Below are 23,348 nucleotides of genomic sequence, written 5' to 3' on the forward strand. Positions count from 1 at the left end.
CCGATCCACGTGACCCCTCGCCTCATCGCCACCGACCTCGACGGCACCCTGCTGCGCAGTGACGGGAGCGTGTCCGCACGCTCGGTCGACGCCCTTCGTGCCGTCGCCGACGCGGGCCTCGAGACCGTCCTCGTCACCGCCCGGCCGCCCCGCTGGCTCGACGAGCTCGCGCACGTCGTCGGGGCTCGGGGCGTGGCGCTCTGCGGCAACGGTGCCTTCCGCTACGACGTCGCGGAGCGGCGGATCTTCGGGGTGCGCTCGATCCCGCGGGATGTCGTCACCGAGATCGTGCACGACCTGCGCGAGCAGCTGCCCGGGACCGGCTTCGCCGCCGAGCGGCACACGGGGCTGGCCGCCGAGAGCATGTTCGCCGCGATCCACGACCACCCCGAGGACCTCGTGACGACGCCCTCGATCGAGCTGCTCACGGACGCCTCCGTCGGCAAGCTGCTCGCGCGCAACCCGCACCTCAGCGACGAGGAGTTCATCGCCGTCGTCACCGAGGTCGTGGGGGACCGGGCGATCGTCGCCTTCTCCGGGGCAGGCGGGCTCGCCGAGATCTCCGCGGCGGGGGTGACCAAGGCGGCTGCGCTCGCCGGGTGGTGCGCCGAGCTCGGGATCGACGCGGCCGACGTCTGGGCCTTCGGCGACATGCCCAACGACCTGCCGATGCTCACGTGGGCGGGGCGCTCCTTCGCCGTGGCCAACGCGCACGAGGAGGTGCTGGCCGTCGCGACCGATCGCGTGCCGACCAACGACGAGGACGGCGTCGCGGTCACCCTCGAAGGGCTCCTCGCCCGGCTCGCCTGACGGCACCGCGATCCCATCATGCGGACGTCGGGTGATGCCTCGCGGCGGTGGTGCCAAGGTGATCGGGTGATGCTGCAGATGACGACCCGGGCTGCCACCGCGGCCGAGCTCATTATCTAGGCGCGACGAGCCACCTGCTCGTCGCGCGGACCTCCCACACCCGGGGGGTCTTTTTGTTTCGCCGAGCAGGGATCGACGAAGCAGACGGGTCCGGAGCACACCCCAGCCACGGACGGGCGCGACGAGCAGGTGTCACACTGCCGCGGGAGGCGAGTGCCTCCCCTTCGTCCGAGCGAGAGACCCACTATGCACGGCTTCCACGTCTACGACACGACCATGCGCGACGGTGCCCAGCAGGAGGGCATCAACCTGTCCGTCGTCGACAAGCTGGCGATCGCGCGTCACCTCGACGACCTCGGCGTCACCCACATCGAAGGGGGTTGGCCCGGCGCCAACCCCAACGACACCGAGTTCTTCGCCCGCGCGCGCACCGAGCTGCAGCTGCACACCGCGACCCTCGCGGCCTTCGGCGCCACCCGTCGGGCCGGCGGGTCCGCCGCCAGCGACCCGCAGGTGCAGGCGTTGCTCGACTCGGGCGCCGAGGTCATCACCCTCGTGGCCAAGATGCACCCCGGCCACGTCGAGCGTGCGCTGCGGACCACCCGCGAGGAGAACCTCGCGATGATCACCGACACCGTGACCCACCTGCGCGAGCAGGGCCGCACGGTGATCGTCGACGGCGAGCACTTCTTCGACGGCTACCACCTCGACCGCGACTACGCGCTGGCCTGCGTGCGCGCCGCCCACGAGGCCGGGGCCGAGGTCGTCGCGGTGTGCGACACCAACGGCGGGATGCTGCCGGGGCAGGTCCGCGACGCGGTCGCGGACGTCATCGCCGCCACCGGCGCGCGCCTCGGGATCCACTGCCACAACGACACCGGCTGCGCCGTCGCCAACACCATGGCCGCCGTCGAGGCGGGCGCCGACCACGTGCAGGGCACGGTCAACGCCTACGGCGAGCGGACCGGCAACGCCGACCTCATCACCGTGCTCGCCAACCTCCAGCTCAAGCTCGGCATGGACCTCGTCGAGCCGCACCGCCTCCAGGACGCGACCCGCATCGCGCACGCGGTGAGCGAGGTGACCAACTTCCCGCACTTCTCACGGCAGCCGTACGTGGGGTCGGGGGCCTTCGCGCACAAGGCCGGGCTGCACGCGAGCGCGATCAAGGTCGACCCCGACCTCTACCAGCACATCGAGCCCAAGGACGTCGGCAACGACATGCGCATGCTCGTCTCCGACATGGCCGGGCGCGCGACCGTGGAGCTGAAGAGCCGCGAGTTCGGCGTCGACCTCTCCGGTGACGACGCCGCGCTGACCCGGGTCCTGGCGCGGGTCAAGGCACTCGAGCAGCAGGGGTACACCTTCGACGCGGCCGACGCGAGCTTCGAGCTGCTGCTGCGCCGCGAGCTGGAGGAGGGCGCCCCGGAGTACGCGCAGATCGAGTCCTGGCGGATCATGATCGACGCCAAGGGCGGCGCCGACGCGCTGTCCGAGGCGACGGTCAAGGCCGTCGCCGGTGGGCAGCGGCTCGTCGCGACGGGGGAGGGCAACGGCCCGGTCAACGCGCTCGACCAGGGGCTGCGGCAGGCGCTGTCGGTCGTCTACCCCGAGCTCGAGGGCATCGAGCTCATCGACTACAAGGTGCGCATCCTCGACGCCGCGCACGGCACCGACGCGACGACCCGTGTGCTCATCGAGCACAGCGACGAGCACACCTCGTGGACGACCGTCGGCGTCGCACCCAACATCGTCGAGGCCTCGTGGTCGGCGCTCCTCGACGGCGTCACCTACGGGCTGATGCGGGCCGGGGTGCCCGTGCGCTGACGCGCTCGAGACTCGGGTGATGGCCGCTATCCACGTCGGATAGGGCCCATCACCCGAGTCTCGCGAGCGCTCAGGCGCCGGCCACGTGACCGAAGCGGTGACGGGTGGTGCTCACCGCCTGCTCCCGGACGAAGGGGAGGAGCTCGCGTCGTCCCGTCGCCAGGACCTCGCCGGTGATGACGTCGACGCCGGCGGCGACGAGCTCGTCGACCAGCGTGGCCGGCACGCCGCCGACCGCCCGGACCCGGGCGTCCGCGGCGCGGGAGGCACGGGCGAGGAGGGCGGCGTCGGTCTCGGTGACGACCTGCACGTGCCCGATGCTGCTCGGCAGCCCGGCGGCGGTGTCCGCCGAGACGAGGACGTGGGCGCCGGTCAGGGTGGCCGCGGCGACGAGGCGCAGGACCTCGACGACGCGGGTCTGCGCGCCGGCGCGCACGAGCACCTGCGGGTGCGGCCGGTAGCGGAAGACATTGCTCTCGACGACGAGGGCGCTCTCGTCGTGCTCGACGCCGAGCTCCTGAGCCCACGCGGCCGCGTCGCTCGCGACCGCCGCCTCGAGCCAGGTCCGCTCGACCTCGGTGACCCGCTCGCCGATCGAGGCCAGCTGCGCGTCGACGGTCGCGCGGACCGCGGAGGTGACGGCGCCTCCCTTCGTCGGCAGGCCGTGGGCCGACCACGTCCCGAGCTGGGCGACGTAGTTGGGGCCACCCGCCTTGGCGCCGGGGCCGATCGAGCTGGCCTTCCAGCCGCCGAAGGACTGGCGACGCACGATGGCGCCGGTGATGTGCCGGTTGACGTAGGCGTTGCCCACGGCGACCGCGTCGGTCCAGTGCGCGATCTCCCCCTCGTCGAGGCTGTGCAGACCGCCGGTGAGACCGAAGTCCGTCGCGTTCTGCAGCTCGATCGCCTCGTCGAGCGAGTCGGCGCGCATGAGGCCGAGCACCGGGCCGAAGACCTCGGTGAGGTGGAAGAAGGAGCCGGGGCGCACGCCGTCCTTGACGCCGGGCGACCACAGGCGACCGGTGTCGTCGAGCTGCCGGGGCTCGACGAGCCAGCTCTCGCCGGGCTCGAGCGTGGTGAGCGCGCGGCGCAGCTTGCCGCTCGGCTCCTCGATGACCGGGCCCATGCGGGTGCCGAGGTCGACCGGCCAGCCGACAGCGATCGACTCGACGGCGTCGACGAGCTGGCGGCGGAAGCGCTCGGAGGTGGCCACCGACCCGACGAGGATGCCGAGTGAGGAGGCGGAGCACTTCTGGCCGGCGTGGCCGAAGGCGGACGAGACGAGATCCGCGACGGCGAGGTCGAGGTCGGCGGACGGGGTGACGACGAGCGCGTTCTTGCCCGAGGTCTCACCCAGGACGCGGGCGCCGTGCTCGCGGCCGGCGCGCCACCCGGCGAAGAGCCGCGCGGTCTCGCTGGCCCCGGTGAGGACGACCGCGTCGACCCCCGGGTGCGAGACGAGGTGCTGGCCGACCTCGTCCTCCTCGGTGCGCACGACCTGCAGGACGTCGCGGGGGATGCCGGCGGCGTGGAGCGCGTCGACGGTCGCCTCCACGCAGACCGGGGTCTGCGGGGCGGGCTTGATGACGACGGCGGACCCGGCGGCGAGGGCGGCGAGGACGCCGCCGATCGGGATGGCGACGGGGAAGTTCCACGGCGGCGTGACGAGCGTCAGCGCGAAGGGGGTGAAGCGCGCGCCGTCCGCCATCGCCCCGTCGGCCAGCTCGAGGGCGCGGTCGGCGTAGTAGCGGGCGAAGTCGGCAGCCTCGGAGATCTCCGGGTCGGCCTCGGCGACCGTCTTGCCGGCCTCGGCGGCCATGACCGCGAGCAGCTCCTCGCGCCGGGCGTCGATCTCCCGAGCGGCACGGCGCAGGAGGTCTGCCCGCTCGGCGGCCGGGCGGGCGGCCCAGGCCGCGTGCGCGTCCCGGCCGGTGGCGACGACCTCGTCGACGGCGGCGACGCTGCCGAGGTGCGGGGAGGTCGGCTCGGGGCGCGAGGCGGCGACGGCGCGGGCGGCCCACTCGCGGTTGGCGGGCAGCGCCGGGTCGGAGTCGGGGGTGTTGGCGAAGACGTCGTCGATCGGCCGGCGCTCGGCGGAGCGACGCGGCCCGACGGGCGTGGACCCGATGGCCTCGACGCTGGCCCGGAAGCGCGCCTCCTGGTCGGGCATCGCCCCCGGGTCGTCGGCGAAGGAGGCGTGGAGGTAGTTCTCCGGCGAGGCGGTCTCCTCGAGCCGGCGCACGAGGTAGGACACGGCGGCGTCGAAGTCCTTGGGGGCGACGACCGGCGTGTAGAGGATCACGGTGCCGACCTCGTCGCGGACCGCGCGGGCCTGCGCGGGGGACATGCCCTGGAGCATCTCGACGTCGAGCGCGTCCTGGACGCCGCGGTGCTGCGCGAGCAGGTGCGCCGCGGCGACGTCGTAGAGGTTGTGCGAGGCGACACCCAGGCGCAGGGCGCCGGCGAGCTCGGGGCGCAGCGCCCGCTCGATGCAGCGCAGGTAGTTGGCGTCGACGTCGGCCTTGGTCGTGTAGGGCGCCTGCTCCCAGCCGTGCAGGACGGCCTCGACGCGCTCCATGGCGAGGTTGGCACCCTTGACGAGCCGGACCTTGATCGGGGCGCCGCCGGCGTCGCGGCGCGCGGTCGCGAACTCGATGAGGCGCTCGAGCGCGGGGAGGGCATCGGGCAGGTACGCCTGCAGGACGATGCCGGCCTCGAGGTCGTGGAACTGCGGCTCGGACAGGAGGGCCATGAAGACCTCCATCGTCATCTCGAGGTCGCGGTACTCCTCCATGTCGAGGTTGACGAAGGCGTGCGGCGTCGACGCGCGGGCGGTCTCGTAGAGGGGGCGCAGGCGCGTCAGGCAGCGCTCGACGGTGCCGGCGGTGTCCCAGGTGCTGATCTGGCTGACGAGCGAGGAGACCTTGATCGAGGCGTAGTCGACGTCGGGACGCTGGAGGATCTCGCGGGTGCGCTCGGTGCGGGACGCGGCCTCGCCCTCGCCGAGGACGGCCTCGCCGAGCAGGTTGATGTTGAGGCGGAACCCGTCCTCGCGGGCGGCCGCGAGGTGCCTGCCCAGCTTGGGGTCGCGGGCGTCGACGATGAGGTGGCCGACCATCTGCTTCATGCGGGCGCGGGCGGCGGGGACGACGACCTGGGGCGCGATCCTGGCGGCGCGGGCGCCGAGGCCGAGGAGGCTGCGGTCGAGGGTGCCGAGGAAGGACGACGCGTCGGACGCGGTGATCCGGTTGAGCGCGGTCGCGGCGACCGTGTTGTCCTCGGGGCGGGCGACGCGGTCGACGAAGAAGACGGCCAGGTCGAGGCCGGCGTGGTCGGAGAGCAGGGCGGCCAGCTGGCCGGTCGTCTGCGCCTCGCGCCGGGTCTCCCCGGCCTCCGCGGCGGCGGACCAGCGCTCGGCGAGCGTGATGGCGTCCTCGACGAAGGGGGCGAAGGCGGCGGTGGCCGGGTCGGTCTGCGCAGGGGTGGTCGTCATGCTCTCGACGGTAGGACGCGCGTGGGGTCGTCGCCACCGACGGATGTCTGAGCAGCAGTCCGCTCCGTCATACATCTGTCTGATCGGCACCGGCGGGGCATGAGCGGGCGGTCGGCGGGTAGGGCCGGGGCATGGTCCCACCCACACGACAGGTCGCCCTCGTCGCCGGAGCCTCGCGCGGGCTCGGCCTGCTCATCAGCGCCGAGCTGGTCGCCCGCGGGTACCGCGTCCACGGCTGCGCCCGCGACCGAGTCGAGCTCGACCGGGCCGAGCGGCTCGTCGCGCAGGGCCGGGTCGGACCGTCGGCACAGCGCACCGGGTCCTTCGTAGGTGAGGTCTGCGACGTGACCGACGCCGAGGCCGTCGAGGCCTGGGTGGGGCGGGTGCTCCGCGACGAGGGCCGCGTCGACGTCGCCATCCACGTGGCCGGCATCATCCAGGTGGGTCCGCTCGAGTCGACGACGCTCGGCCACTTCCGGGCCGCGATCGACACCATGCTCATGGGCCCGGTGCACCTGTGCCTCGCCGTCGTGCCCACGATGCTCTCGGCGGGATCGGGCCGGATCGGGGTGGTGAGCTCCGTCGGCGGTGTCGTCGCGGTGCCCCACCTGCTGCCGTACTCCGTCGCGAAGTTCGGCGCGACCGCCCTCACCGAGGGACTTCGGTCGGAGCTCAGCGGCACCGGCGTCACGGCCACGACGATCGTCCCGGGCCTGATGCGCACGGGTGGCCACGTGCACGCGCAGTTCGTCGGGGACGCGGCCAAGGACTACGCGTGGTTCGCCCCGGGCGCCTCGATGCCGCTGCTCTCGGTCTCCGGGCCACGAGCCGCCCGACGGATCGTCGACGCCGTGCTCGCCGGGTGCTCGCAGGTCGAGCTGACGCCCCTGACCTGGGTGGGCCGGCGGGTCCACGGGGTCGCGCCGGGGACGACCTCCCGCCTGCTCGGCCTCGTGGCGCGGCTGCTCCCGCACGGTCGGCAGGACGGCCCGTCGATGAGCCGGGACGCGGACCACGTGGTCGGTGCCCGCGCCCGACTCGAGCTGGGGTCGAGGGTCGTCGACGCGCTCAGCGTCCTCGGTGACCGCGCGGCCCGCCGGCACAACGAGGTCCCGCCGCACGAGGTGGACCGGGCCGGCTGACGGCCGCCGGTGCCGGGGCCCCCGCGGGCATACATTTGTCTGATGGCCGATGTGCAGGACCTCGTCGACGAGGCGTCCGCGATCCTCCTCGCCCCCGTGACCCTGGAGGACCGGCGCTTCCGGCTGCTCGCCTTCGCCGCCCACGCCGACGACGCCGACAGCGTGCGGGTGGAGACCGTGATGTCGCGCGGGGCGCACCCCCGCACGCGCGAGTGGTTCGAGAGCTTCGGCATCGCCCGGGCCACCGGGCCGGTGCGCATCCCCGCCGACGCCGAGCGGGGCACGGCCGCCCGCCTGTGCCTGCCGGCCCGCTGGCACGGGGTCGTCCAGGGCTACCTCTGGGCGGTCGAGCCGCCGGACGGGCTGTCGCCCGAGCGGGTCCGCGCCGCCGAGGTCGTCGCCGACCGCGCGGGGGAGCAGCTCGCCCGGCTGGCCTCCCGCCGTCGGGAGACCGAGCGACTGGTCCTCGACCTGCTCGACGCGGGCCCCCAGGCCCGCAGCGGTCCCGCGCGCGAGCTCGCCGACGAGCTGGCCGTCGACCCGGGCACCCACGCCTCCGTCGTCGTCCTCGGCGCGGCGCCCGGGGTGCGGCTGCGCGCCGACGAGGTCCACGGACCCGGCGGGTTGCCCCGCCGCATCGGCGTCGCCGAGCGCTCCGGCGACCTCGTCCTCGTCGTCCCCGCCGTCACGGAGACCGAGGTGCACGACGCGGCCGAGTCGGCCCTGACCGCGCTCGGCCGCATCACCGACGCGCACGTGGTGGCGGGGGTGGGGGAGCTCGTCCCGCTCACCGCCGTGTCCGGCTCGCTGCGGGAGGCGCGCGCCGCCCTTCGCGTCGTGCGTCCGATGTCCCCCGAGGGCGATCGTCCGCCAGCAGGCGCGCGCGTGCACCCGTGGGCCTCGCTCGGCATCGAGCGGCTGCTCGGCACCACGGCCGGCGACGACCTGCTGGACGCCGCCCGCACCCCCGCCGTGGCCGAGCTCCTCGCCGCAGCACCGGAGCTCGTCGAGACCGCGTGGATCCACCTCGAGGAGGCGGGGTCGATCGCGGCGACGTCACGCAGGCTCGGGCTGCACCGGCAGAGCGTCTACGCCCGGCTGCGCCGGGTCGAGGCAGTGACCGGGCTCGACCTCTCCCGGGGCCGGGACCGGCTCGAGCTGCACCTCGGTCTGCTCGTGCTGGGGCGCGGTGCTCAGTCCTCCCGCACCGGGCGCGTCACGACCCGTTCGGCCAGCTGGTAGGCGGCGGTGAGTGCCGCGACGGCGATCGTGACGTGGAGCAGCAGGGCCAGCGCGACGCCGGCGATCATGCCCGCGGCGCGGAACCGGCCCCACAGCAGCCCGAGCAGCAGCGGGACGACGACCGCGCCGATCGCACCCGTGACCAGTTCGACCCACCACGGGCGGTCGCCCATCCACGGGACGCCGCCGATGACCGGGACCCTGAGGTCGAAGAGGTCCAGGGTCGCGACGACCCCGAGCAGGGCGGTGAGCAGGAGCGTGCCCGCGGCGGTGATCCGCCAGCGCCAGAGCTCGCCCGCGGGCCAGCGCGTGTGCCTGTCCTGGAAGAAGGTGCCGAGCGTCACCGCGGTCCACATGAGCCACCGTCGGATGAGACCGGTCCCGGTGTCCGCCATGGCCGACCGGAAGACGAGGTCCGCGTGCTCGCGGTCGATGTCGACGCCAGGAGCGGCCGCGTACTCGCCGCGGACGAGGCCGTCGTGCAGCAGTGCAGCGGGCAGGTGCCGGCCGGTCCGCGGCACGAGCCAGAGGAAGATCGAGGGCACCGACGTCAGGTCGGTGGTGAAGCCCTCCGTGTCGACCGGCACGAGCAGTTGCCCGAGCTCGCGGTCGCGGTAGCCGAGCCGACGGGCCATGCGGAACTCGTCGACCGCCATGTCGAGCGTGCGCTCGAGGACGATGAGCGGGGGAGAGGTCGGGTCCGGCGGCCCGCCCGGGACCCCGCCGTCGTAGAACCGCCGGGGCTGGGTCTCCAAGGGCGTGGCCATGCCCCCAGCGTGGCAGCCACCGGGGCCAGGAGGCGGCATTCCCCTAGGGCAATGCAGGGTCCAGCAGGTCCGTGACGGCCAGCAGCCGCCGGCGAAGGGAGTTCGACGTCACCATCAGCTCCCGCTGGCGGGCGACGTACTGCGCCTTGCCCTCGGGCGTCTCGATGGTGACCGGGGCGAGCCCGAGGCCGGACAGGTCGTAGGGGGAGGCCTGCATGTCCAGGCGCCGCACCCGCAGGGCGTGACGGAAGGCGTCGAGCGTCAGCCCGGACGGGACCGCCGGTGCGAGCTTGAAGCACCACTTGTAGACGTCCATGCCCGCGTGCAGGCAGGCCGGCTGCTCGTGGTCGGCCTGGTCCTCCCGCGTCGGACGAAGGGAGTTGCGCCCCACCGCGTCCGGGGTGAAGAAGCGGTACGCGTCGTGGTGGCTGCACCGGATCCGGTGGCCCTCGACGACGGCGTCCGTCTCCGCCTGACCGAGGCGAAGGGGGAGCTGCTCGTGCCGTTGCTCGCCCGGCTGCAGCCGGTAGACCATCGCCCACTCGTGCAACCCGAAGCAGTCGTGGGTGCCCGGACGCGACAACGTCGCGCCGACCAGGTCCCTGACGAAGGCGAGGGTCCGCCCCCTTCGCGCGACGAGGTCGTCGACGTCCAGGCGCACCGACCCGCTCTCGTCGACGACGTAGCCGGACCTGCCCGCGTACGCTTCCGCGGCGTCCTCGAGGAGCACACCCGGCCCGGGGTGCCACCGCCGCAGCTGCGCCGGACGGTGCGCGTAGTACTCGAAGAGGAAGTCGTCGACCGCGTGCCGCTCGCCGCGGCCGCGGCGCTCGCGGTGGCCGGCGGTCAGCTCGTCGACCGCTGCCTCGTGGGCGCGGGCCCGGGCGGTCCACTCCGCGCGCGCCAGGGTCGTCTCGATCACCGGGACAGGGTAGGTCCCGGCGGCGCCACCTGCCTGCGAGTGCTGTGCTCGGGCCCCCGGCCCCGGTGCCCCCGCGCGTCGTCGTCGCCTAGGGTGGCCCCGTGCGCATCGCGAGATACACCGAAGGTGACGACCCCGTCTACGGGCTCGTCGACGCAGACGGCCAGAAGATCGCCGAGGTGAGCGGCGACCCGCTCTACCAGCGGATCGAGCTGACCGGGAAGACCACGACGGTCGACGAGGTGCGCCTGCTCGCGCCCGTCATCCCGCGCAGCAAGATCATCGGGATCGGGCGCAACTACGCCGACCACGCCGCCGAGATGGGCAACGCGGTGCCCGACGAGCCGATGATGTTCCTCGTGCCCAACACCGCCGTCGTGGGCCCGGGCGACCCGGTCGTCATCCCGACGGAGCTCACCTCGGAGGTCTCCTTCGAGGGCGAGCTCGCGGTGATCATCGGGCGGATGTGCAAGGACATCGAGCCCGAGGAGGCCAAGAAGGTCATCTTCGGCTACACGATCGCCAACGACGTCACCGCGCGCGACCTGCAGCGCGGCGACGGGCAGTGGGCCCGGGCCAAGGGCATGGACACCTTCTGCCCGCTCGGCCCGTGGATCGAGACCGACCTCGACCCGCAGGACGTCTCGATCACCACCCTGCGTGACGGCGAGGTCGCCCAGGACGGGCACAGCTCCGACATGGTCCACGGGGTGGCGGCGCTCATCAGCCACTGCTCCAAGTCCTTCACGCTGCTGCCCGGCGACGTCATCCTCACCGGCACCCCGGCCGGCGTCGGTCGGGTCACCCCCGGCCAGCGGATCGACATCGAGATCGACGCCATCGGCACGCTGTCCAACCCCTTCGTCGCCTCCGAGTGACTCGGGCCTGACGTGGACGTCGCCCGGTCGGTCCCGCTCTTCGTCCTCGCGGCGCTGCTCGAGATCGGCGGGGCCTGGCTGGTCTGGCAGGGACTGCGCGAGCACCGCGGGTGGGTGTGGGTCGGCGCCGGCGTCGTCGCGCTCGGCCTCTACGGGGCCGTCGCGACCCTGCAGCCGGACGCGAGCTTCGGCCGGATCCTCGCCGCGTACGGCGGGGTCTTCGTCGCCGGATCGCTGCTGTGGGGCATGGTCGTCGACGGCTTCCGCCCCGACCGCTTCGACGTCGCCGGCGCCCTGCTCTGCCTCGTCGGCGTCGCCGTGATCATGTACGCCCCGCGCTCCGCCTGAGCTGCACCGCCTGAGCCGCACCGCACGGCCCGGCGGCGCCCCCTTCGTCCTGGCCGGTCGCACGCCGACATGACGGCGATACGATCGGCCCATCATGAGCACCCCCGCAGACACCCCCACGCCCGCCTCCGCCCCACGCCTGCGCGTCGCCCCGTCGCCGACCGGCGACCCGCACGTCGGCACCGCCTACATGGCGCTGTTCAACCTCGCCTTCGCGCGGCAGCAGGGCGGTTCCTTCGTCCTGCGCATCGAGGACACCGACCGGGCGCGGTTCAACGAGACGAGCGAGCAGCAGCTCTACGACACCCTCGGGTGGCTCGACCTGCGCTGGGACGAGGGGCCGGACGTCGGCGGCCCGTACGCGCCGTACCGGCAGAGCGAGCGGCTGGAGACCTACCGGCCGTACGTCGACAGGCTCGTCGAGGACGGCCACGCCTACCACTGCTGGTGCTCCACCGAGCGTCTCACCGCGATGCGCGAGAAGCAGCAGAAGCTCAAGCTGCCCACCGGCTACGACCGTCTCTGCGTCGGCAAGACCAAGGAGGAGCGGGCCGAGCTCGAGGGCTTCAACGACACGCCCGTCGTGCGCATGCTCGTGCCCGACGACGCGCCGACGACCTTCGAGGACGTCATCCGCGGGACCGTGTCCGCGCCGCGGCCGGACGACCAGGTGATCCTCAAGGCCGACGGCTTCCCGACGTACCACCTGGCCGTCGTCGTCGACGACCACGAGATGGGCATCACCCACGTCGTGCGCGGCGAGGAGTGGATCTCCTCCACGCCCAAGCACGTGCTGCTCTACCAGTGGCTCGGGCTGGAGCCGCCGCAGTTCGCGCACATGCCGCTGCTGCGCAACACCAACAAGTCGAAGATCTCCAAGCGCAAGAACCCCGAGGCGCGCCTCACGTGGTTCAAGGAGCAGGGCTACCTGCCCGAGGCCGTCGTCAACTTCCTCGGCCTCCTGGCCTACCCGCCGGCGAAGGGGGAGGACGGCCAGGACGTCGAGAAGTTCACCTTCGAGGAGTTCGCCCGCGACTTCGCCTGGAGCAAGGTCAACACGGTCGGCCCGATCTTCGACCTCAAGAAGCTCGAGTGGCTGAACGGCGCGTGGATCCGCGACCTCGAGCTCGGTGACTTCACCTCGCGACTGCTGCCGTACCTGCAGGCCGACGGCGTGCTCGGCGACAACCCGTCGCTGGGGGAGCTCGCCCGGCTGAAGTCCGTCGCCGAGCTCATCCAGACGCGCATCGCGCTGCTCACCGAGGCGTCCGCGCTCGTGCGGCCCTTCTACACCGCCGACGACGAGCTGCAGATCGACGAGGACGCGCGCGCCGGCCTCAAGGACGACGCCGGCCAGGTGCTCGAGGCGGCCATCACGGCGCTGCAGGGCCTGCACGTGCCCGCGGGCGTCCTCTCGCAGGAGAACCGCGACGCGAACGAGTGGCACGCCGAGCGGATCGAGGCCACGCTGCGCGAGGCGATCGTCGAGGGCATGGGCATCAAGCCGCGCCTCGCCTTCGGCCCGCTGCGCACGGCCGTCTCGGGTGCGCGGATCAGCCCGCCGCTCTTCGAGTCGATGGAGATCCTGGGCCAGTCCTCGACGCTGGCGCGGCTGCGCTCGCTGCGGGATGCGCTGGCCTGAGTGACGATTTGGGGTCACACGGGTTGACGGGTAACATCGTCACTCGGTTCACAGGCCGCGCGGAGCTCGCTCCAAAGGGCCAGTGATACCCCCTTGGGGTATGGTGTAATTGGCAACACGGCTGATTCTGGTTCAGTTGTTCTAGGTTCGAGTCCTGGTACCCCAGCGCTGAGAGCGGTCCGCCGCTCGATTTCGGAAAGAGCCCCCTTCGGGTTAAGGTTCTCTCCGTTGCCCAGCCGGCCCGCCGGTCCGGGTAGCACACATGGCCCCGTTGTGTAGTGGCCTAGCACGCCGCCCTCTCAAGGCGGTAGCGCGGGTTCGAATCCCGTCGGGGCTACATCGGTCGAAGGCCCCCGCTCGTCAGAGCGGGGGCCTTCGTCGTGCCCGGGGGATGGCCGGCGGCCTGTCGTCGCGGCCAGCGCCCGTGTCACGAAATTTCGTCACACGAGTGCGACGCAGGACGACGCGCTTGGGGAAGGGGGCGTGTCCCCCCTTCGTCACTCGGTGTCGCGGTCGGCGGCCTCGGCGGCCCGGGCGTGCTTCTCGAGCACCTCGGTCAGCTTGTTGGCGCCGGCGATGACGGTCGCGGCGTGCAGGCGGCCGGGCTGGCGCGAGAGGCGCTCGATCGGGCCGGAGATGGACACGGCGGCGATGACGCGGCCGCTGGGGGAGCGGACGGGGGCCGAGACGGACGCCACGCCGGGCTCGCGCTCGCCCACGCTCTGCGCCCAGCCCCGGCGGCGCACGGCCGAGAGCATCGTCGCGGTGAAGGCGGCGTCCTGCAGGCCCCGGTGGAGCCGGTCGGGCTCCTCCCACGCGAGCAGGACCTGGGCGGCCGAGCCGGCGTGCATCGACAGGGTGGCACCGACGGGGATGGAGTCACGCAGGCCGACCGGGCGCTCGGCGGCGGAGACGCAGACCCGGTGCTCGCCCTGGCGGCGGAAGAGCTGCGCCGACTCGTTGGTGTGGTCGCGCAGGGCGCCGAGGACCGGGTTGGCGGCGACGAGGAGCTTGTCCTCGCCGGCGGAGGCGGCCAGCTCACCCAGGCGCGGGCCGAGGACGAAGCGTCCCTGCATGTCGCGTGCGACGAGTCGGTGGTGCTCGAGGGCGACCGCGAGCCGATGTGCCGTGGGGCGTGCCAGACCGGTGGCCGCGACGAGCTGGGCGAGGGTCGAGGGACCCGCTTCGAGAGCGCCCAGCACGACGGCGGCCTTGTCCAGAACGCCAACTCCGCTACCGTTGTCCATGGAGTGATACTGACATCTCATGTCGTGAGACGCAAGATCCGGGCAGCCCACGACGTGGAAATGTCGTCGTCAACACACCGTGCACACACCGTGGCACCACGCATGGATGGGAATGAGACAGATGGCAGGAACGCTGGCCGAGAAGGTCTGGGACGCGCACGTCGTCCGCCGCGCCGAGGGGGAGCCCGACCTCCTCTACATCGACCTGCACCTCCTCCACGAGGTGACGAGCCCGCAGGCCTTCGAGGGTCTGCGCCTGGCCGGCCGGCCCGTCCGTCGCCCCGACCTCACCCTCGCGACCGAGGACCACAACGTCCCGACGACGCCCGGACCGATCACCGACCCGGTGAGCAAGATCCAGGTCGAGACGCTGCGTGACAACTGCGCCGAGTTCGGCGTGCGCCTCTACCCGATGGGCGACGCCGAGCAGGGCATCGTCCACGTCGTCGGCCCCCAGCTGGGCCTGACCCAGCCCGGCACGACGGTCGTCTGCGGCGACAGTCACACGAGCACCCACGGTGCCTTCGGCGCGCTCGCCTTCGGCATCGGCACGAGCGAGGTCGAGCACGTCCTCGCCACGCAGACGCTCTCGCTCAACCCCTTCAAGACGATGGCGATCAACGTGCGCGGGCACCTCCAGCCCGGCGTGACGGCCAAGGACGTCATCCTCGCCGTCATCGCCAAGATCGGCACCGGCGGCGGTCAGGGCTACGTGCTCGAGTACCGGGGCGAGGCCATCGAGGCGCTCTCGATGGAGGCCCGCATGACGGTGTGCAACATGTCGATCGAGGCCGGCGCCCGCGCCGGCATGATCGCCCCGGACGAGACCACCTTCGAGTACCTCAGGGGTCGCGACCACGCGCCGACCGGCGCCGACTGGGACGCCGCCGTCGAGGCCTGGCGCGCGCTGCGCAGCGACGACGACGCGGTCTTCGACGCCGAGGTCGACATCGACGCCTCGACGCTCACCCCCTTCGTCACCTGGGGTACCAACCCCGGCCAGGGCTCCCCGCTGGCCGAGGCCGTGCCGGACCCGGCGGCGATGGCCGACGAGAACGAGCGCGCCACCGCCACCAAGGCGCTCGAGTACATGGGCCTCACCGCCGGCACCCCGCTGCGCGAGGTCGCCGTCGACACCGTCTTCGTCGGCTCCTGCACCAACGGCCGCATCGAGGACCTGCGCGCCGCCGCCGAGGTCATCAAGGGCCGGCACGTCGCCGAGTCCGTGCGCATGCTCGTCGTGCCCGGCTCCGCCCGCGTGCGCCTGCAGGCCGAGGCCGAGGGCCTGGACAAGGTCTTCACCGACGCCGGTGCCGAGTGGCGCCTGCCCGGCTGCTCGATGTGCCTCGGCATGAACCCCGACACCCTCGCCCCCGGCGAGCGCTCCGCGTCGACGAGCAACCGCAACTTCGAGGGCCGGCAGGGCAAGGGCGGACGCACCCACCTCGTCAGCCCGCTCGTCGCGGCGGCGACCGCCGTGCGCGGCACGCTCTCCAGCCCCGCGGACCTGACGTCCGCGCCCGCGACCGACCAGCTCGAGACGGCCTGAGGAGCAGCCATGGAAGCCTTCACCACCCACACCGGCACCGGTGTCCCGCTGCGCCGCAGCAATGTCGACACCGACCAGATCATCCCCGCCGTCTACCTCAAGCGGGTCTCGCGCACCGGCTTCGAGGACGGCCTCTTCGCCGCCTGGCGGGGCGACGACACCTTCGTGCTCAACCAGCCGGCCTACCGCGACGGCTCCGTCCTCGTCGTCGGTCCCGACTTCGGCACCGGCTCCTCCCGCGAGCACGCCGTCTGGGCGCTCAAGGACTACGGGTTCCGCGTCGTCATCTCCTCGCGCTTCGCCGACATCTTCCGCGGCAACTCCGGCAAGCAGGGCCTGCTCGCCGCGCAGGTCAGCCAGGACGACGTCGAGCTGCTGTGGAAGTACCTCGAGAACACCCCCGGCGCCGAGATCACCGTCGACCTCACCGCCCGCACGGTCACCGCAGGTGACATCGTCTGCGCCTTCCACGTCGACGACTACACGCGCTGGCGCCTGCTCGAGGGTCTCGACGACATCGGTCTCACCCTGCGCCACGAGCAGGACATCACCGAGTACGAGTCCACGCGCCCCAGCTGGAAGCCGGTCACCCAGCCGAGCTGACCTCCCTTCGCGATCTCGTTGTCGCGCAAAGGTGCTCGCTCCGCGCCTCCCTCCCGCGCTCGTGACGGCCCGCGAACTCCCCTGTGCAGCATGCAAAGTGGCGAGGTCCAAAGGCTGCACCTGCACACCCGGCGCCTCTACCGTCGGAACAGGTCGGGTGTTTCGGCTTGGCCTCCCTGCCGGGGGACGACCGGTGACGGATCACTACGGGAGTGACACGTGAACAAGGCAGAACTGGTCAAGGCTCTCGAAGAGAGACTCGGTAGCCGCAAGGCTGCCCAGGAGGCACTCGAGGTCGTGCTCGACACGATCGTGCGGGAGGTCGCCAAGGGGGGCCGCGTCGCCATCACGGGATTCGGCACCTTCGAGAAGGCGGCCCGCGCGGCCCGTACCGGCCGCAACCCGCGCACCGGTGAGGTCGTCAAGATCAAGAAGACGTCCGTGCCACGCTTCAAGGCCGGGACGAGCTTCAAGGGATATGTCGCCGACCCGCGCTCGCTCCCCAAGGCGGCGCCGGCCGCCGCCCGGGCCGCCGCCGGGACCGTCACCTCCGTCGCCGGCGCGATCGCGGACACCGCGATCCCGGGCCGGAAGCCGGCGAGGAAGACCACGACGACCACCGCCAAGAAGTCCGGCCCGGCGAAGAAGTCGACTCCGGCGAAGAAGACCGCGACGAAGTCCACGGCGAAGAAGGCCGCGCCGGCGAAGAAGTCCGCGGCGGCGAAGAAGGCCGCGACGAAGTCCACGGCGAAGAAGGCCGCGACGAAGTCGACGGCCACCACCTCCACGCCCGCCAAGAAGACGACGGCGAAGAAGGCCACCGCCAAGAAGACGACGGCCAAGAAGACGACGTCGAGCGGCAGCTGACGCCACCACGGACGAAGGGGGGCCCCGCCACGCCGGCGGGGCCCCCCCTTCGCCCGTCCCCGGGTCAGGCGATCGTCTCGTCCTCGCCGATCCCGACGATCCACAGCCGGGTCACCTCGTCGGCCTCGACGGTGATGCTCACCCGCTGCCCGGCACGCAGCCACCGCAGTCCGCTGCGTGCGAAGACGGCCGCGTCGGCGTGGAGCCGGACGCCGTCGTCGGTGACCACGCTCGTGCCGTGGTCCGGGTCGTGGGAGAAGACAGTCGCTTGCACGGGGTCGAGGGTATCCGTGGCCTAGGGTGAGCACGGCTCACGAGAGACGCAGAATGAGGTGACATGGTCGTCCACCGCACACCGACCCCCGTGGCGTACCGGGCGGCAGCCGGTGTGCTGCGCCTCGGGATGCGTGCCCTCGCCCGCTACGAGGTGAGCGGTCTGGAGCACGTCCCCACCCGCGGTGGGTTCATCGTCACGCCCAACCACGTCTCGCACGTCGACCCCTTCCCGTGGGCGCACGTGCTGTACGACCGCGGCCACAGCCCCGTGTACCTCGCCAAGAGCACCCTCTTCGACACCCCGGTCGTCGGCTGGGTGCTGCGCCACGCCAAGCAGGTGCGGGTCGACCGGGAGACGACGCACGCGGCCGACGCCCTGGCGCCCGCGGTCCGCGCTCTCGCGGCGGGGGAGTGCGTCGTCGTCTACCCCGAGGGTTCCCTGACGCGGGACCCCGACCTGTGGCCGATGCGCGGCAAGACCGGCGCCGCCCGGCTCGCGCTGCAGTCCGGCGTCCCGGTCATCCCGATCGCCCAGTGGGGTCCGCAGGACCTGCTGCCCCGGTACTCCAAGCGACTGCGGCTGCGGCTGGGGCGCCGCCGCACCCTCATCCGGGTGCGCTTCGGCCCACCGGTCGACCTGTCCGACCTCCACGGCCGGCCGGTCACCGGCCCGCTCCTCGTCGCCGCGACCGACCGGATCATGGCCGCCATCACCCACGAGCTCGAGGAGCTGCGCGGCGAGCGCGCTCCGGCGCAGCGCTTCGACCCCAGGGCCCACGGCATGCGGGTCACGGGCAACTACACGTCAGGAGACGACCAATGAGCCACATCGCGGTCTTCGGTGCCGGCAGCTGGGGCACCGCCTTCGCCACGATCCTCGCGGCCGGCGGCAACGACGTGCGGGTGTGGGGCCGCCGCGCCGAGCTCGTCGCCCAGATCAACGCCGGGTCCAACGACGACTACCTCCCCGGGGTGCGCCTCTCCCCGAGGATCAGCGCCTCCACCGACCCGGCCGAGGTCGCCGACGGTGCCGAGATCGTCATCCTGTCCGTGCCCTCGCAGTCCTTGCGCGCCAACCTCTCCGACTGGGGCTCGCTGCTCGCCGGTGACCGGATCGTCGTGTCGCTGATGAAGGGCATCGAGCTCGGCACGACCCGGCGGATGAGCGAGGTCATCCACGAGGTGGCGGGCGTCCCCGTCGACCGCATCGGTGTCGTGAGCGGGCCCAACCTCGCCAAGGAGATCGTCCAGCAGCAGCCGGCGGCCAGCGTCGTCGCCTGCCCGGACCTCGAGGCGGCCAACCGGGTGGCGGCAGCGTGCTCGACCTCGTTCTTCCGGCCGTACACGTCCACGGACGTCATCGGGGCCGAGCTCGGCGGCGCGGTGAAGAACGTCATCGCGCTCGCCGTCGGCATGGCCGCGGGCCTGGGCTTCGGCGACAACACGAAGGCGACGATCATCACCCGCGGCCTCGCCGAGACCACGCGCCTGGCGATGGCGCTCGGCGCCGACCCGCGCACGATGTCGGGCCTCGCGGGCGTCGGCGACCTCATCGCCACGTGCATGTCGCCGCTCTCGCGCAACCACTCCTTCGGCGTCAAGCTCGGCGAGGGCCTGTCCGTCGCCGACGTCACCGAGCAGACGAAGCAGACCGCCGAGGGCGTGAAGTCCTGCGCCTCGATCCTCGACCTCGCCCGCGCGCACGGGGTCGACGTCCCGATCACCGAGCAGGTCACCCGCGTGGTGCACGAGGGGGTCTCGCCGCAGGACATGGTCGGCGTCCTGCTGGGCCGCGCCCGCAAGCACGAGACCGACTGACGTCAGGCCAGCGCGTCGAGCGCCCTGCGCAGGTCCGTCCACAGGTCCTCGACGTCCTCGACGCCGACGGACAGTCGCACGAGGTTGACCGGGACGGCCTCCGGCTCGCCGGGCTGACGGCGGCGCCGCTCGAGCTGGGACTCCACGCCGCCGAGGCTCGTCGACGGAGACCAGACCCGCGTGCCGGTCGTCAGGGCCTCCGCGGCCTCGGTCCCGTCGCCGTCGCCCGTGACCTCGACGGAGACGATCGCGCCCCAGCCGGGGTAGCGCACGCGGGAGATCCGCGGGTGGGAGCGCAGGCGCTCGGCGAGGTCCGCGGCGTTGGCGCAGGCCCGCTCCAGGCGCAGGGAGAGCGTCCGCAGCCCGCGCAGGGCGAGCCAGGCCTCCATGGGGCCGGCGATCGCGCCGCCGAGGGTGCGCTGCCGGGCCAGTCGGGTGTGCAGCCCGCGGCCGTGCTCGGTGTCGGCGGTGACCGTCAGGCCGAGGATGACGTCGGAGTGGCCGGCGAGGTACTTCGTCGCCGAGTGCACGACGACGTCGACGCCGTCCTCGAGCGGGCGCTGCAGCAGCGGGGTGGCGAAGGTGTTGTCGACGACGACGAGGGTGCCCGCCTCGTGGGCGGCGGCGGTGAGGGCGGAGATGTCCGCGAGCTCGAGCAGCGGGTTGGACGGCGACTCGAGCCACAGCAGGTCCGCGCCGGGCAGGGCGGCGACGGTCGCGTCCGTGTCGGTGACGTCGACCCAGCGCACGCTGAGCCGGCCCTCCTGCTCGGCCTCGGTGAGGGAGACGACGACGCCGTTGTACGCGGCCGCCGGGGCGACGACGGTGCCGCCGGCCGGGACGAGCGAGAGGGCGGCGTGCACCGCGGCCATGCCGGAGGAGAAGAGGAGTGCGCGCCCCCCTTCGAGCTCACCGACGGCCTCCTCGAAGGGGGTCCACGTCGGGTTGTCCACGCGGGCGTAGTTGATCGGCCCGTCCTGGATGTACGTGGACGTGAAGGTGACCGGGGGGTTGAGCGCGGCGCCGGCCGTGCGCTCGGGACGGCCGAGGGCCACGACCTTGGTGCGGGGGGAGAGGTCGGCGTGCGCGTCGTCGTTCGGGTGCTCCATGAGCGTGAGGCTAGACGTTAGTCTTCCCCCGATGAGCAGCCATCCCAGCCGCAAGCCCCGCGTCGCCGTCGTCTTCGGCGGGCGCTCCTCCGAGCACGCCGTCTCCTGCGCGACCGCCGCCGGGGTCCTGCGGGCGATCGACCGCGAGGCCTACGACGTCGTGCCCGTGGGCATCACCCGCGAGGGTGCCTGGGTCCTGGCCGCCGACGACCCGGACGCGCTCGCGCTCACCCCGGGCCACACCCCCGAGGTGACCGACACCGGCACCGAGGTCATCCTCCCCACCCGGGTGGGCGAGACGACGCTCACGGTGCACCGGCCCGGCGAGGCGCTCGAGGCCCTCGGCGAGGTCGACGTCGTCTTCCCGCTGCTCCACGGCCCCTACGGCGAGGACGGCACCCTGCAGGGGCTGCTCGAGCTGACCGACATCCGCTACGTCGGCTCGGGCGTGCTCGCCTCTGCTGCGGGCATGGACAAGCACTACATGAAGGTCGTCTTCGCGGGCGCCGGACTGCCCGTCGGCCCGTACACCGTCATCACCGATGCCCAGTGGCGCCGCGACCGGGCCGCCGCGATGGACGCCGTCGGTGCCCTGACCTACCCGGTCTTCGTCAAGCCCTGCCGCGCCGGCTCGTCGATGGGCGTGTCCAAGGTCGACACCCCCGACGGGCTCGAGGCCGCGATCGAGGCCGCCCGCGAGCACGACCTCAAGGTCATCGTCGAGTCCGGCATCGTCGGCCGGGAGATCGAGTGCGCCGTCCTGCAGGGGCGTGGCCTCGACGCCCCGCGCACCTCGCAGCCCGGCGAGATCGTCGTCGAGACGGGCCACGGGCACGACTTCTACGACTTCGAGGCCAAGTACCTCGACGAGGCCTCCGTCGTCCTCTCCTGCCCGGCGGACCTGCCGCGGGGCGCGGCCGACGAGGTGCGCCGGCTCGCTGCGGCGGCCTTCGAGTCGCTGGCCTGCGAGGGCCTGGCGCGCGTGGACTGCTTCGTCACCGAGGGCGGCCGCGTGGTCATCAACGAGATCAACACCATGCCCGGCTTCACCCCGCACTCGATGTACCCGCGCATGTGGCAGGAGAGCGGGGTCACCTACCCCGAGCTCGTCGACGAGCTGATCCAGCTCGCGCTCGAGCGTCCCGTCGGCCTGCGCTGAGCCTCAGCTGCACTCGCGGCCGTTGGTCGGCAGCTCGCGCACCGCGTCGGAGAAGGCGGGCAGCAGCAGCGGGCCCGGACCGTGCTCCTGCGGCACGATGACCTCGATCGCGGGGTCGTGACCGAAGCTCGTCAGCCGCGTGCCGTCACCGAGGTCCTCCGCGACCCAGCCGATCTCGTCGACGACGACGCACTGGTCCTGCGTGGGCGGCATCGCCGGGACGCCGCAGCGTGCGACGACAGCGGGGTCGCCCCAGGCCCGCACGGCCGGGTCGCTCGGGTCCGTCTCGCGCGAGGTCTCCCCGTCGACCTCCTCGGGCCAGTGGGTGCTCGCGGCCGCACACGCTGGATCGTCCGCCCGCAGCGGGATGCCGACCTCCGCCGGGCGGCCGGTGACGGCCGTGCCGAGCACGCCCGCGCCCACGACGGCGAGCAGCAGCAGGGTCGCGGGGACGAGTCCCTCGTGACGCCGGGGTGAGGAGGTCACGGCCGGGAGGCTACCGTGCCGTCCTGACCCCCCTTCGTCCGACGGGAGACCCCTGATGCCCGGCACCCGCCTGCGTGACCTCTCCGAGGGAGAGCTGCTGGCGCGCATCTTCCCGCTGCTCCACGGGACGACCGGACCCGCGCACGTCCACCTCGGGCCCGGCGACGACGCCGCCGTGCTCGCCGCGCCCTCGGGCGCCGTCGTGCTCACGACCGACTCGATGGTGCGGGAGCGTGACTGGCGCGACGACTGGTCCAGCGGCCACGAGATCGGCCGCAAGGTCGTCGCGCAGAACCTGGCCGACATCGCCGCGATGGGCGCCGTCCCGACCGGGCTGCTCATCGCGCTCGCCGCCGACCCCCGGACCGAGGTCGAGTGGGCGGTCGACCTCACCGCGGGCATCGCGCAGGCGGCGCGCGCGGCCGGGACCCCGGTCCTCGGCGGTGACCTCTCCTCCGCCGGTCCCGGCACGATCATCGTCGCCATCACGGCGGTCGGTGACCTGGCCGGTCGTCCTCCCGTGCGGCGTGACGGCGCCCGACCCGGCGACGTCGTGGCGGTCGCCGGAACCCTCGGCCGGTCGGGGGGCGGCCTGCAGCTGCTGCTCGCCGGGCGCGGTCGCACGCACCTCGACCCGCAGCCGGACGCGGCGGCGTCACCCCTGGAGCGCGCCGTCGACGAGCTGTGCCGGGTGCACCGCACGGCGGGGGAACCCCCCTTCGCCGAGGGCCCGAGGGCCGCGGACGCCGGCGCCACCGCGATGATCGACGTCTCCGACGGGCTCGTGCGCGACCTGGGTCGGCTGGCCCGGGCGAGCGGGCTGCGGGTGGAGCTGTCCGGCCGGGCGCTGACCGCGGAGGCCGCGGGAGCGCTCACCGACGCGCTCGGCGCCGACGAGGCGCTGCGCCAGGTGCTCTCGGGCGGCGAGGAGCACTCGCTCGTCGCGACCTTCCCACCGGGCGGGGTGCCGGCCGGCTGGCGGGTCCTCGGGGCGTGCGTCGTGGGGGAGCCGGGCGTGCTCGTCGACGGTGTGGAGCCGGACGTCCTGGGGTGGGACCACTTCCGTCCCTGACCGCGTCGGGCGACGAAAGAAGCCGCCGTCC

The 23,348-nt window shown here is 73.1% G+C and carries 21 protein-coding genes and 2 tRNA genes; 16 read left to right on the forward strand and 7 right to left on the reverse strand.

Translation table 11 applies throughout. From position 1 onward, the window contains the following. Positions 1-9 precede the first annotated feature (9 nt). Together ABC138_RS00480 and cimA are read left to right on the forward strand one after the other, a co-directional pair. On the forward strand, positions 10-810 hold the full coding sequence (locus ABC138_RS00480) for an HAD family hydrolase (RefSeq protein ID WP_068422457.1): 801 nt from the start codon (positions 10-12) through the stop codon (positions 808-810). 306 nt (positions 811-1,116) lie between these two features. Next, positions 1,117-2,697: a citramalate synthase gene (gene cimA, locus ABC138_RS00485; protein WP_345912430.1), complete on the forward strand. Its 1,581-nt coding sequence runs from the start codon at positions 1,117-1,119 to the stop codon at positions 2,695-2,697. A gap of 70 nt (positions 2,698-2,767) precedes the next feature. On the opposite strand, the gene ABC138_RS00490 is transcribed toward cimA, so the two are convergent. Continuing rightward, positions 2,768-6,190 (reverse strand): bifunctional proline dehydrogenase/L-glutamate gamma-semialdehyde dehydrogenase, encoded by a 3,423-nt coding sequence (locus tag ABC138_RS00490; RefSeq protein ID WP_345912431.1) that lies wholly within the window; start codon positions 6,188-6,190, stop codon positions 2,768-2,770. A gap of 131 nt (positions 6,191-6,321) precedes the next feature. Between ABC138_RS00490 and ABC138_RS00495 the strand changes: the two genes are divergently transcribed. Together ABC138_RS00495 and ABC138_RS00500 are read left to right on the forward strand one after the other, a co-directional pair. Continuing rightward, the gene (locus ABC138_RS00495; RefSeq protein WP_345912432.1) at positions 6,322-7,332 is read left to right on the forward strand and encodes an SDR family NAD(P)-dependent oxidoreductase; all 1,011 of its coding nucleotides are present in this window, start codon (positions 6,322-6,324) and stop codon (positions 7,330-7,332) included. Between the two features lie 42 nt (positions 7,333-7,374). Beyond that, positions 7,375-8,574, forward strand: a complete 1,200-nt coding sequence (locus ABC138_RS00500) for a helix-turn-helix domain-containing protein (protein ID WP_345912434.1) — start codon at positions 7,375-7,377, stop codon at positions 8,572-8,574. Here ABC138_RS00500 and ABC138_RS00505 read toward each other — a convergent pair. Beyond that, positions 8,526-9,341 (reverse strand): DUF1353 domain-containing protein, encoded by an 816-nt coding sequence (locus tag ABC138_RS00505; protein ID WP_345912435.1) that lies wholly within the window; start codon positions 9,339-9,341, stop codon positions 8,526-8,528. The two genes, ABC138_RS00500 and ABC138_RS00505, sit on opposite strands and share 49 nt — an antisense overlap. A gap of 43 nt (positions 9,342-9,384) precedes the next feature. Beyond that, positions 9,385-10,263 carry a 3-methyladenine DNA glycosylase gene (locus ABC138_RS00510; RefSeq protein ID WP_068325199.1) on the reverse strand — a complete coding sequence of 293 codons (879 nt, stop codon included), beginning with the start codon at positions 10,261-10,263 and terminating at the stop codon, positions 9,385-9,387. Between the two features lie 101 nt (positions 10,264-10,364). Here ABC138_RS00510 and ABC138_RS00515 point away from each other — a divergent pair, with 101 nt between their 5' ends. The 5 genes from ABC138_RS00515 to ABC138_RS00535 all read left to right on the forward strand — a co-directional run bounded on the left by ABC138_RS00515 (position 10,365) and on the right by ABC138_RS00535 (position 13,468). After that, the gene (locus ABC138_RS00515) at positions 10,365-11,141 is read left to right on the forward strand and encodes a fumarylacetoacetate hydrolase family protein (protein WP_068325198.1); all 777 of its coding nucleotides are present in this window, start codon (positions 10,365-10,367) and stop codon (positions 11,139-11,141) included. Between the two features lie 12 nt (positions 11,142-11,153). Further along, on the forward strand, positions 11,154-11,489 hold the full coding sequence (locus ABC138_RS00520) for a YnfA family protein (protein ID WP_068325197.1): 336 nt from the start codon (positions 11,154-11,156) through the stop codon (positions 11,487-11,489). Between the two features lie 94 nt (positions 11,490-11,583). Next, positions 11,584-13,131: a glutamate--tRNA ligase gene (gltX, locus tag ABC138_RS00525; protein WP_345912436.1), complete on the forward strand. Its 1,548-nt coding sequence runs from the start codon at positions 11,584-11,586 to the stop codon at positions 13,129-13,131. A 94-nt stretch (positions 13,132-13,225) separates the two neighbouring features. Further along, a tRNA-Gln gene (locus ABC138_RS00530) sits at positions 13,226-13,297 on the forward strand. Between the two features lie 98 nt (positions 13,298-13,395). Next, positions 13,396-13,468 (forward strand) — tRNA-Glu (locus ABC138_RS00535). 160 nt (positions 13,469-13,628) lie between these two features. On the opposite strand, the gene ABC138_RS00540 is transcribed toward ABC138_RS00535, so the two are convergent. Further along, complete coding sequence (locus tag ABC138_RS00540) at positions 13,629-14,378, reverse strand: IclR family transcriptional regulator (RefSeq protein ID WP_068325195.1); 750 nt, start codon at positions 14,376-14,378, stop codon at positions 13,629-13,631. Positions 14,379-14,499: 121 nt separating this feature from the next. Between ABC138_RS00540 and leuC the strand changes: the two genes are divergently transcribed. The 3 genes from leuC (at position 14,500) to ABC138_RS00555 (ending at position 17,397) form a co-directional block, all read left to right on the forward strand. Further along, a complete protein-coding gene (gene leuC, locus ABC138_RS00545; protein ID WP_169701921.1) occupies positions 14,500-15,927 on the forward strand; it encodes a 3-isopropylmalate dehydratase large subunit in 1,428 nt (475 codons plus the stop codon). A 9-nt stretch (positions 15,928-15,936) separates the two neighbouring features. Next, on the forward strand, positions 15,937-16,530 hold the full coding sequence (leuD, locus tag ABC138_RS00550) for a 3-isopropylmalate dehydratase small subunit (RefSeq protein ID WP_068325193.1): 594 nt from the start codon (positions 15,937-15,939) through the stop codon (positions 16,528-16,530). Positions 16,531-16,749: 219 nt separating this feature from the next. Continuing rightward, positions 16,750-17,397, forward strand: a complete 648-nt coding sequence (locus ABC138_RS00555; protein ID WP_068422433.1) for an HU family DNA-binding protein — start codon at positions 16,750-16,752, stop codon at positions 17,395-17,397. Between the two features lie 64 nt (positions 17,398-17,461). On the opposite strand, the gene ABC138_RS00560 is transcribed toward ABC138_RS00555, so the two are convergent. After that, a complete protein-coding gene (locus tag ABC138_RS00560) occupies positions 17,462-17,671 on the reverse strand; it encodes a hypothetical protein (protein ID WP_068325191.1) in 210 nt (69 codons plus the stop codon). Between the two features lie 63 nt (positions 17,672-17,734). On the opposite strand from ABC138_RS00560, the gene ABC138_RS00565 reads away from it, so the two are divergent. Together ABC138_RS00565 and ABC138_RS00570 are read left to right on the forward strand one after the other, a co-directional pair. Then, positions 17,735-18,496, forward strand: a complete 762-nt coding sequence (locus tag ABC138_RS00565) for a lysophospholipid acyltransferase family protein (RefSeq protein ID WP_068325190.1) — start codon at positions 17,735-17,737, stop codon at positions 18,494-18,496. Then, positions 18,493-19,491 carry an NAD(P)H-dependent glycerol-3-phosphate dehydrogenase gene (locus ABC138_RS00570; RefSeq protein ID WP_345912438.1) on the forward strand — a complete coding sequence of 333 codons (999 nt, stop codon included), beginning with the start codon at positions 18,493-18,495 and terminating at the stop codon, positions 19,489-19,491. The genes ABC138_RS00565 and ABC138_RS00570 overlap by 4 nt, the downstream gene beginning before the upstream one ends. A 2-nt stretch (positions 19,492-19,493) precedes the next feature. Here ABC138_RS00570 and ABC138_RS00575 read toward each other — a convergent pair whose 3' ends face one another. Next, on the reverse strand, positions 19,494-20,600 hold the full coding sequence (locus tag ABC138_RS00575) for a PLP-dependent aspartate aminotransferase family protein (protein ID WP_068325188.1): 1,107 nt from the start codon (positions 20,598-20,600) through the stop codon (positions 19,494-19,496). Positions 20,601-20,631: 31 nt separating this feature from the next. Between ABC138_RS00575 and ABC138_RS00580 the strand changes: the two genes are divergently transcribed. Beyond that, positions 20,632-21,759 carry a D-alanine--D-alanine ligase family protein gene (locus ABC138_RS00580; RefSeq protein WP_068422425.1) on the forward strand — a complete coding sequence of 376 codons (1,128 nt, stop codon included), beginning with the start codon at positions 20,632-20,634 and terminating at the stop codon, positions 21,757-21,759. Between the two features lie 3 nt (positions 21,760-21,762). Here the strand turns inward: ABC138_RS00580 and ABC138_RS00585 are convergent, their stop codons facing one another. Beyond that, complete coding sequence (locus ABC138_RS00585; RefSeq protein WP_245634713.1) at positions 21,763-22,245, reverse strand: DUF3515 family protein; 483 nt, start codon at positions 22,243-22,245, stop codon at positions 21,763-21,765. A gap of 55 nt (positions 22,246-22,300) precedes the next feature. Here ABC138_RS00585 and thiL point away from each other — a divergent pair, with 55 nt between their 5' ends. Then, entirely contained in the window at positions 22,301-23,317 is a 1,017-nt protein-coding gene (gene thiL / locus ABC138_RS00590) for a thiamine-phosphate kinase (RefSeq protein WP_345912439.1), read from the forward strand. Positions 23,318-23,348 lie beyond the last annotated feature (31 nt).

Source organism: Janibacter sp. LM (genome assembly GCF_039631275.1).
GTDB classification, from domain to species: domain Bacteria; phylum Actinomycetota; class Actinomycetes; order Actinomycetales; family Dermatophilaceae; genus Janibacter; species Janibacter terrae.

Coding starts and splice junctions, on each gene's coding strand:
- gltX (WP_345912436.1), top strand. CDS start 11,584: ATGAGCACCCCCGCAGACACCCCCACGCCCGCCTCCGCCCCACGCCTG.
- thiL (WP_345912439.1), top strand. CDS start 22,301: ATGCCCGGCACCCGCCTGCGTGACCTCTCCGAGGGAGAGCTGCTGGCG.
- leuC (WP_169701921.1), top strand. CDS start 14,500: ATGGCAGGAACGCTGGCCGAGAAGGTCTGGGACGCGCACGTCGTCCGC.
- ABC138_RS00500 (WP_345912434.1), top strand. CDS start 7,375: ATGGCCGATGTGCAGGACCTCGTCGACGAGGCGTCCGCGATCCTCCTC.
- ABC138_RS00540 (WP_068325195.1), bottom strand. CDS start 14,378: ATGGACAACGGTAGCGGAGTTGGCGTTCTGGACAAGGCCGCCGTCGTG.
- ABC138_RS00570 (WP_345912438.1), top strand. CDS start 18,493: ATGAGCCACATCGCGGTCTTCGGTGCCGGCAGCTGGGGCACCGCCTTC.
- ABC138_RS00565 (WP_068325190.1), top strand. CDS start 17,735: ATGGTCGTCCACCGCACACCGACCCCCGTGGCGTACCGGGCGGCAGCC.
- leuD (WP_068325193.1), top strand. CDS start 15,937: ATGGAAGCCTTCACCACCCACACCGGCACCGGTGTCCCGCTGCGCCGC.
- ABC138_RS00490 (WP_345912431.1), bottom strand. CDS start 6,190: ATGACGACCACCCCTGCGCAGACCGACCCGGCCACCGCCGCCTTCGCC.
- ABC138_RS00580 (WP_068422425.1), top strand. CDS start 20,632: ATGAGCAGCCATCCCAGCCGCAAGCCCCGCGTCGCCGTCGTCTTCGGC.
- ABC138_RS00505 (WP_345912435.1), bottom strand. CDS start 9,341: ATGGCCACGCCCTTGGAGACCCAGCCCCGGCGGTTCTACGACGGCGGG.
- ABC138_RS00495 (WP_345912432.1), top strand. CDS start 6,322: ATGGTCCCACCCACACGACAGGTCGCCCTCGTCGCCGGAGCCTCGCGC.
- cimA (WP_345912430.1), top strand. CDS start 1,117: ATGCACGGCTTCCACGTCTACGACACGACCATGCGCGACGGTGCCCAG.
- ABC138_RS00575 (WP_068325188.1), bottom strand. CDS start 20,600: ATGGAGCACCCGAACGACGACGCGCACGCCGACCTCTCCCCCCGCACC.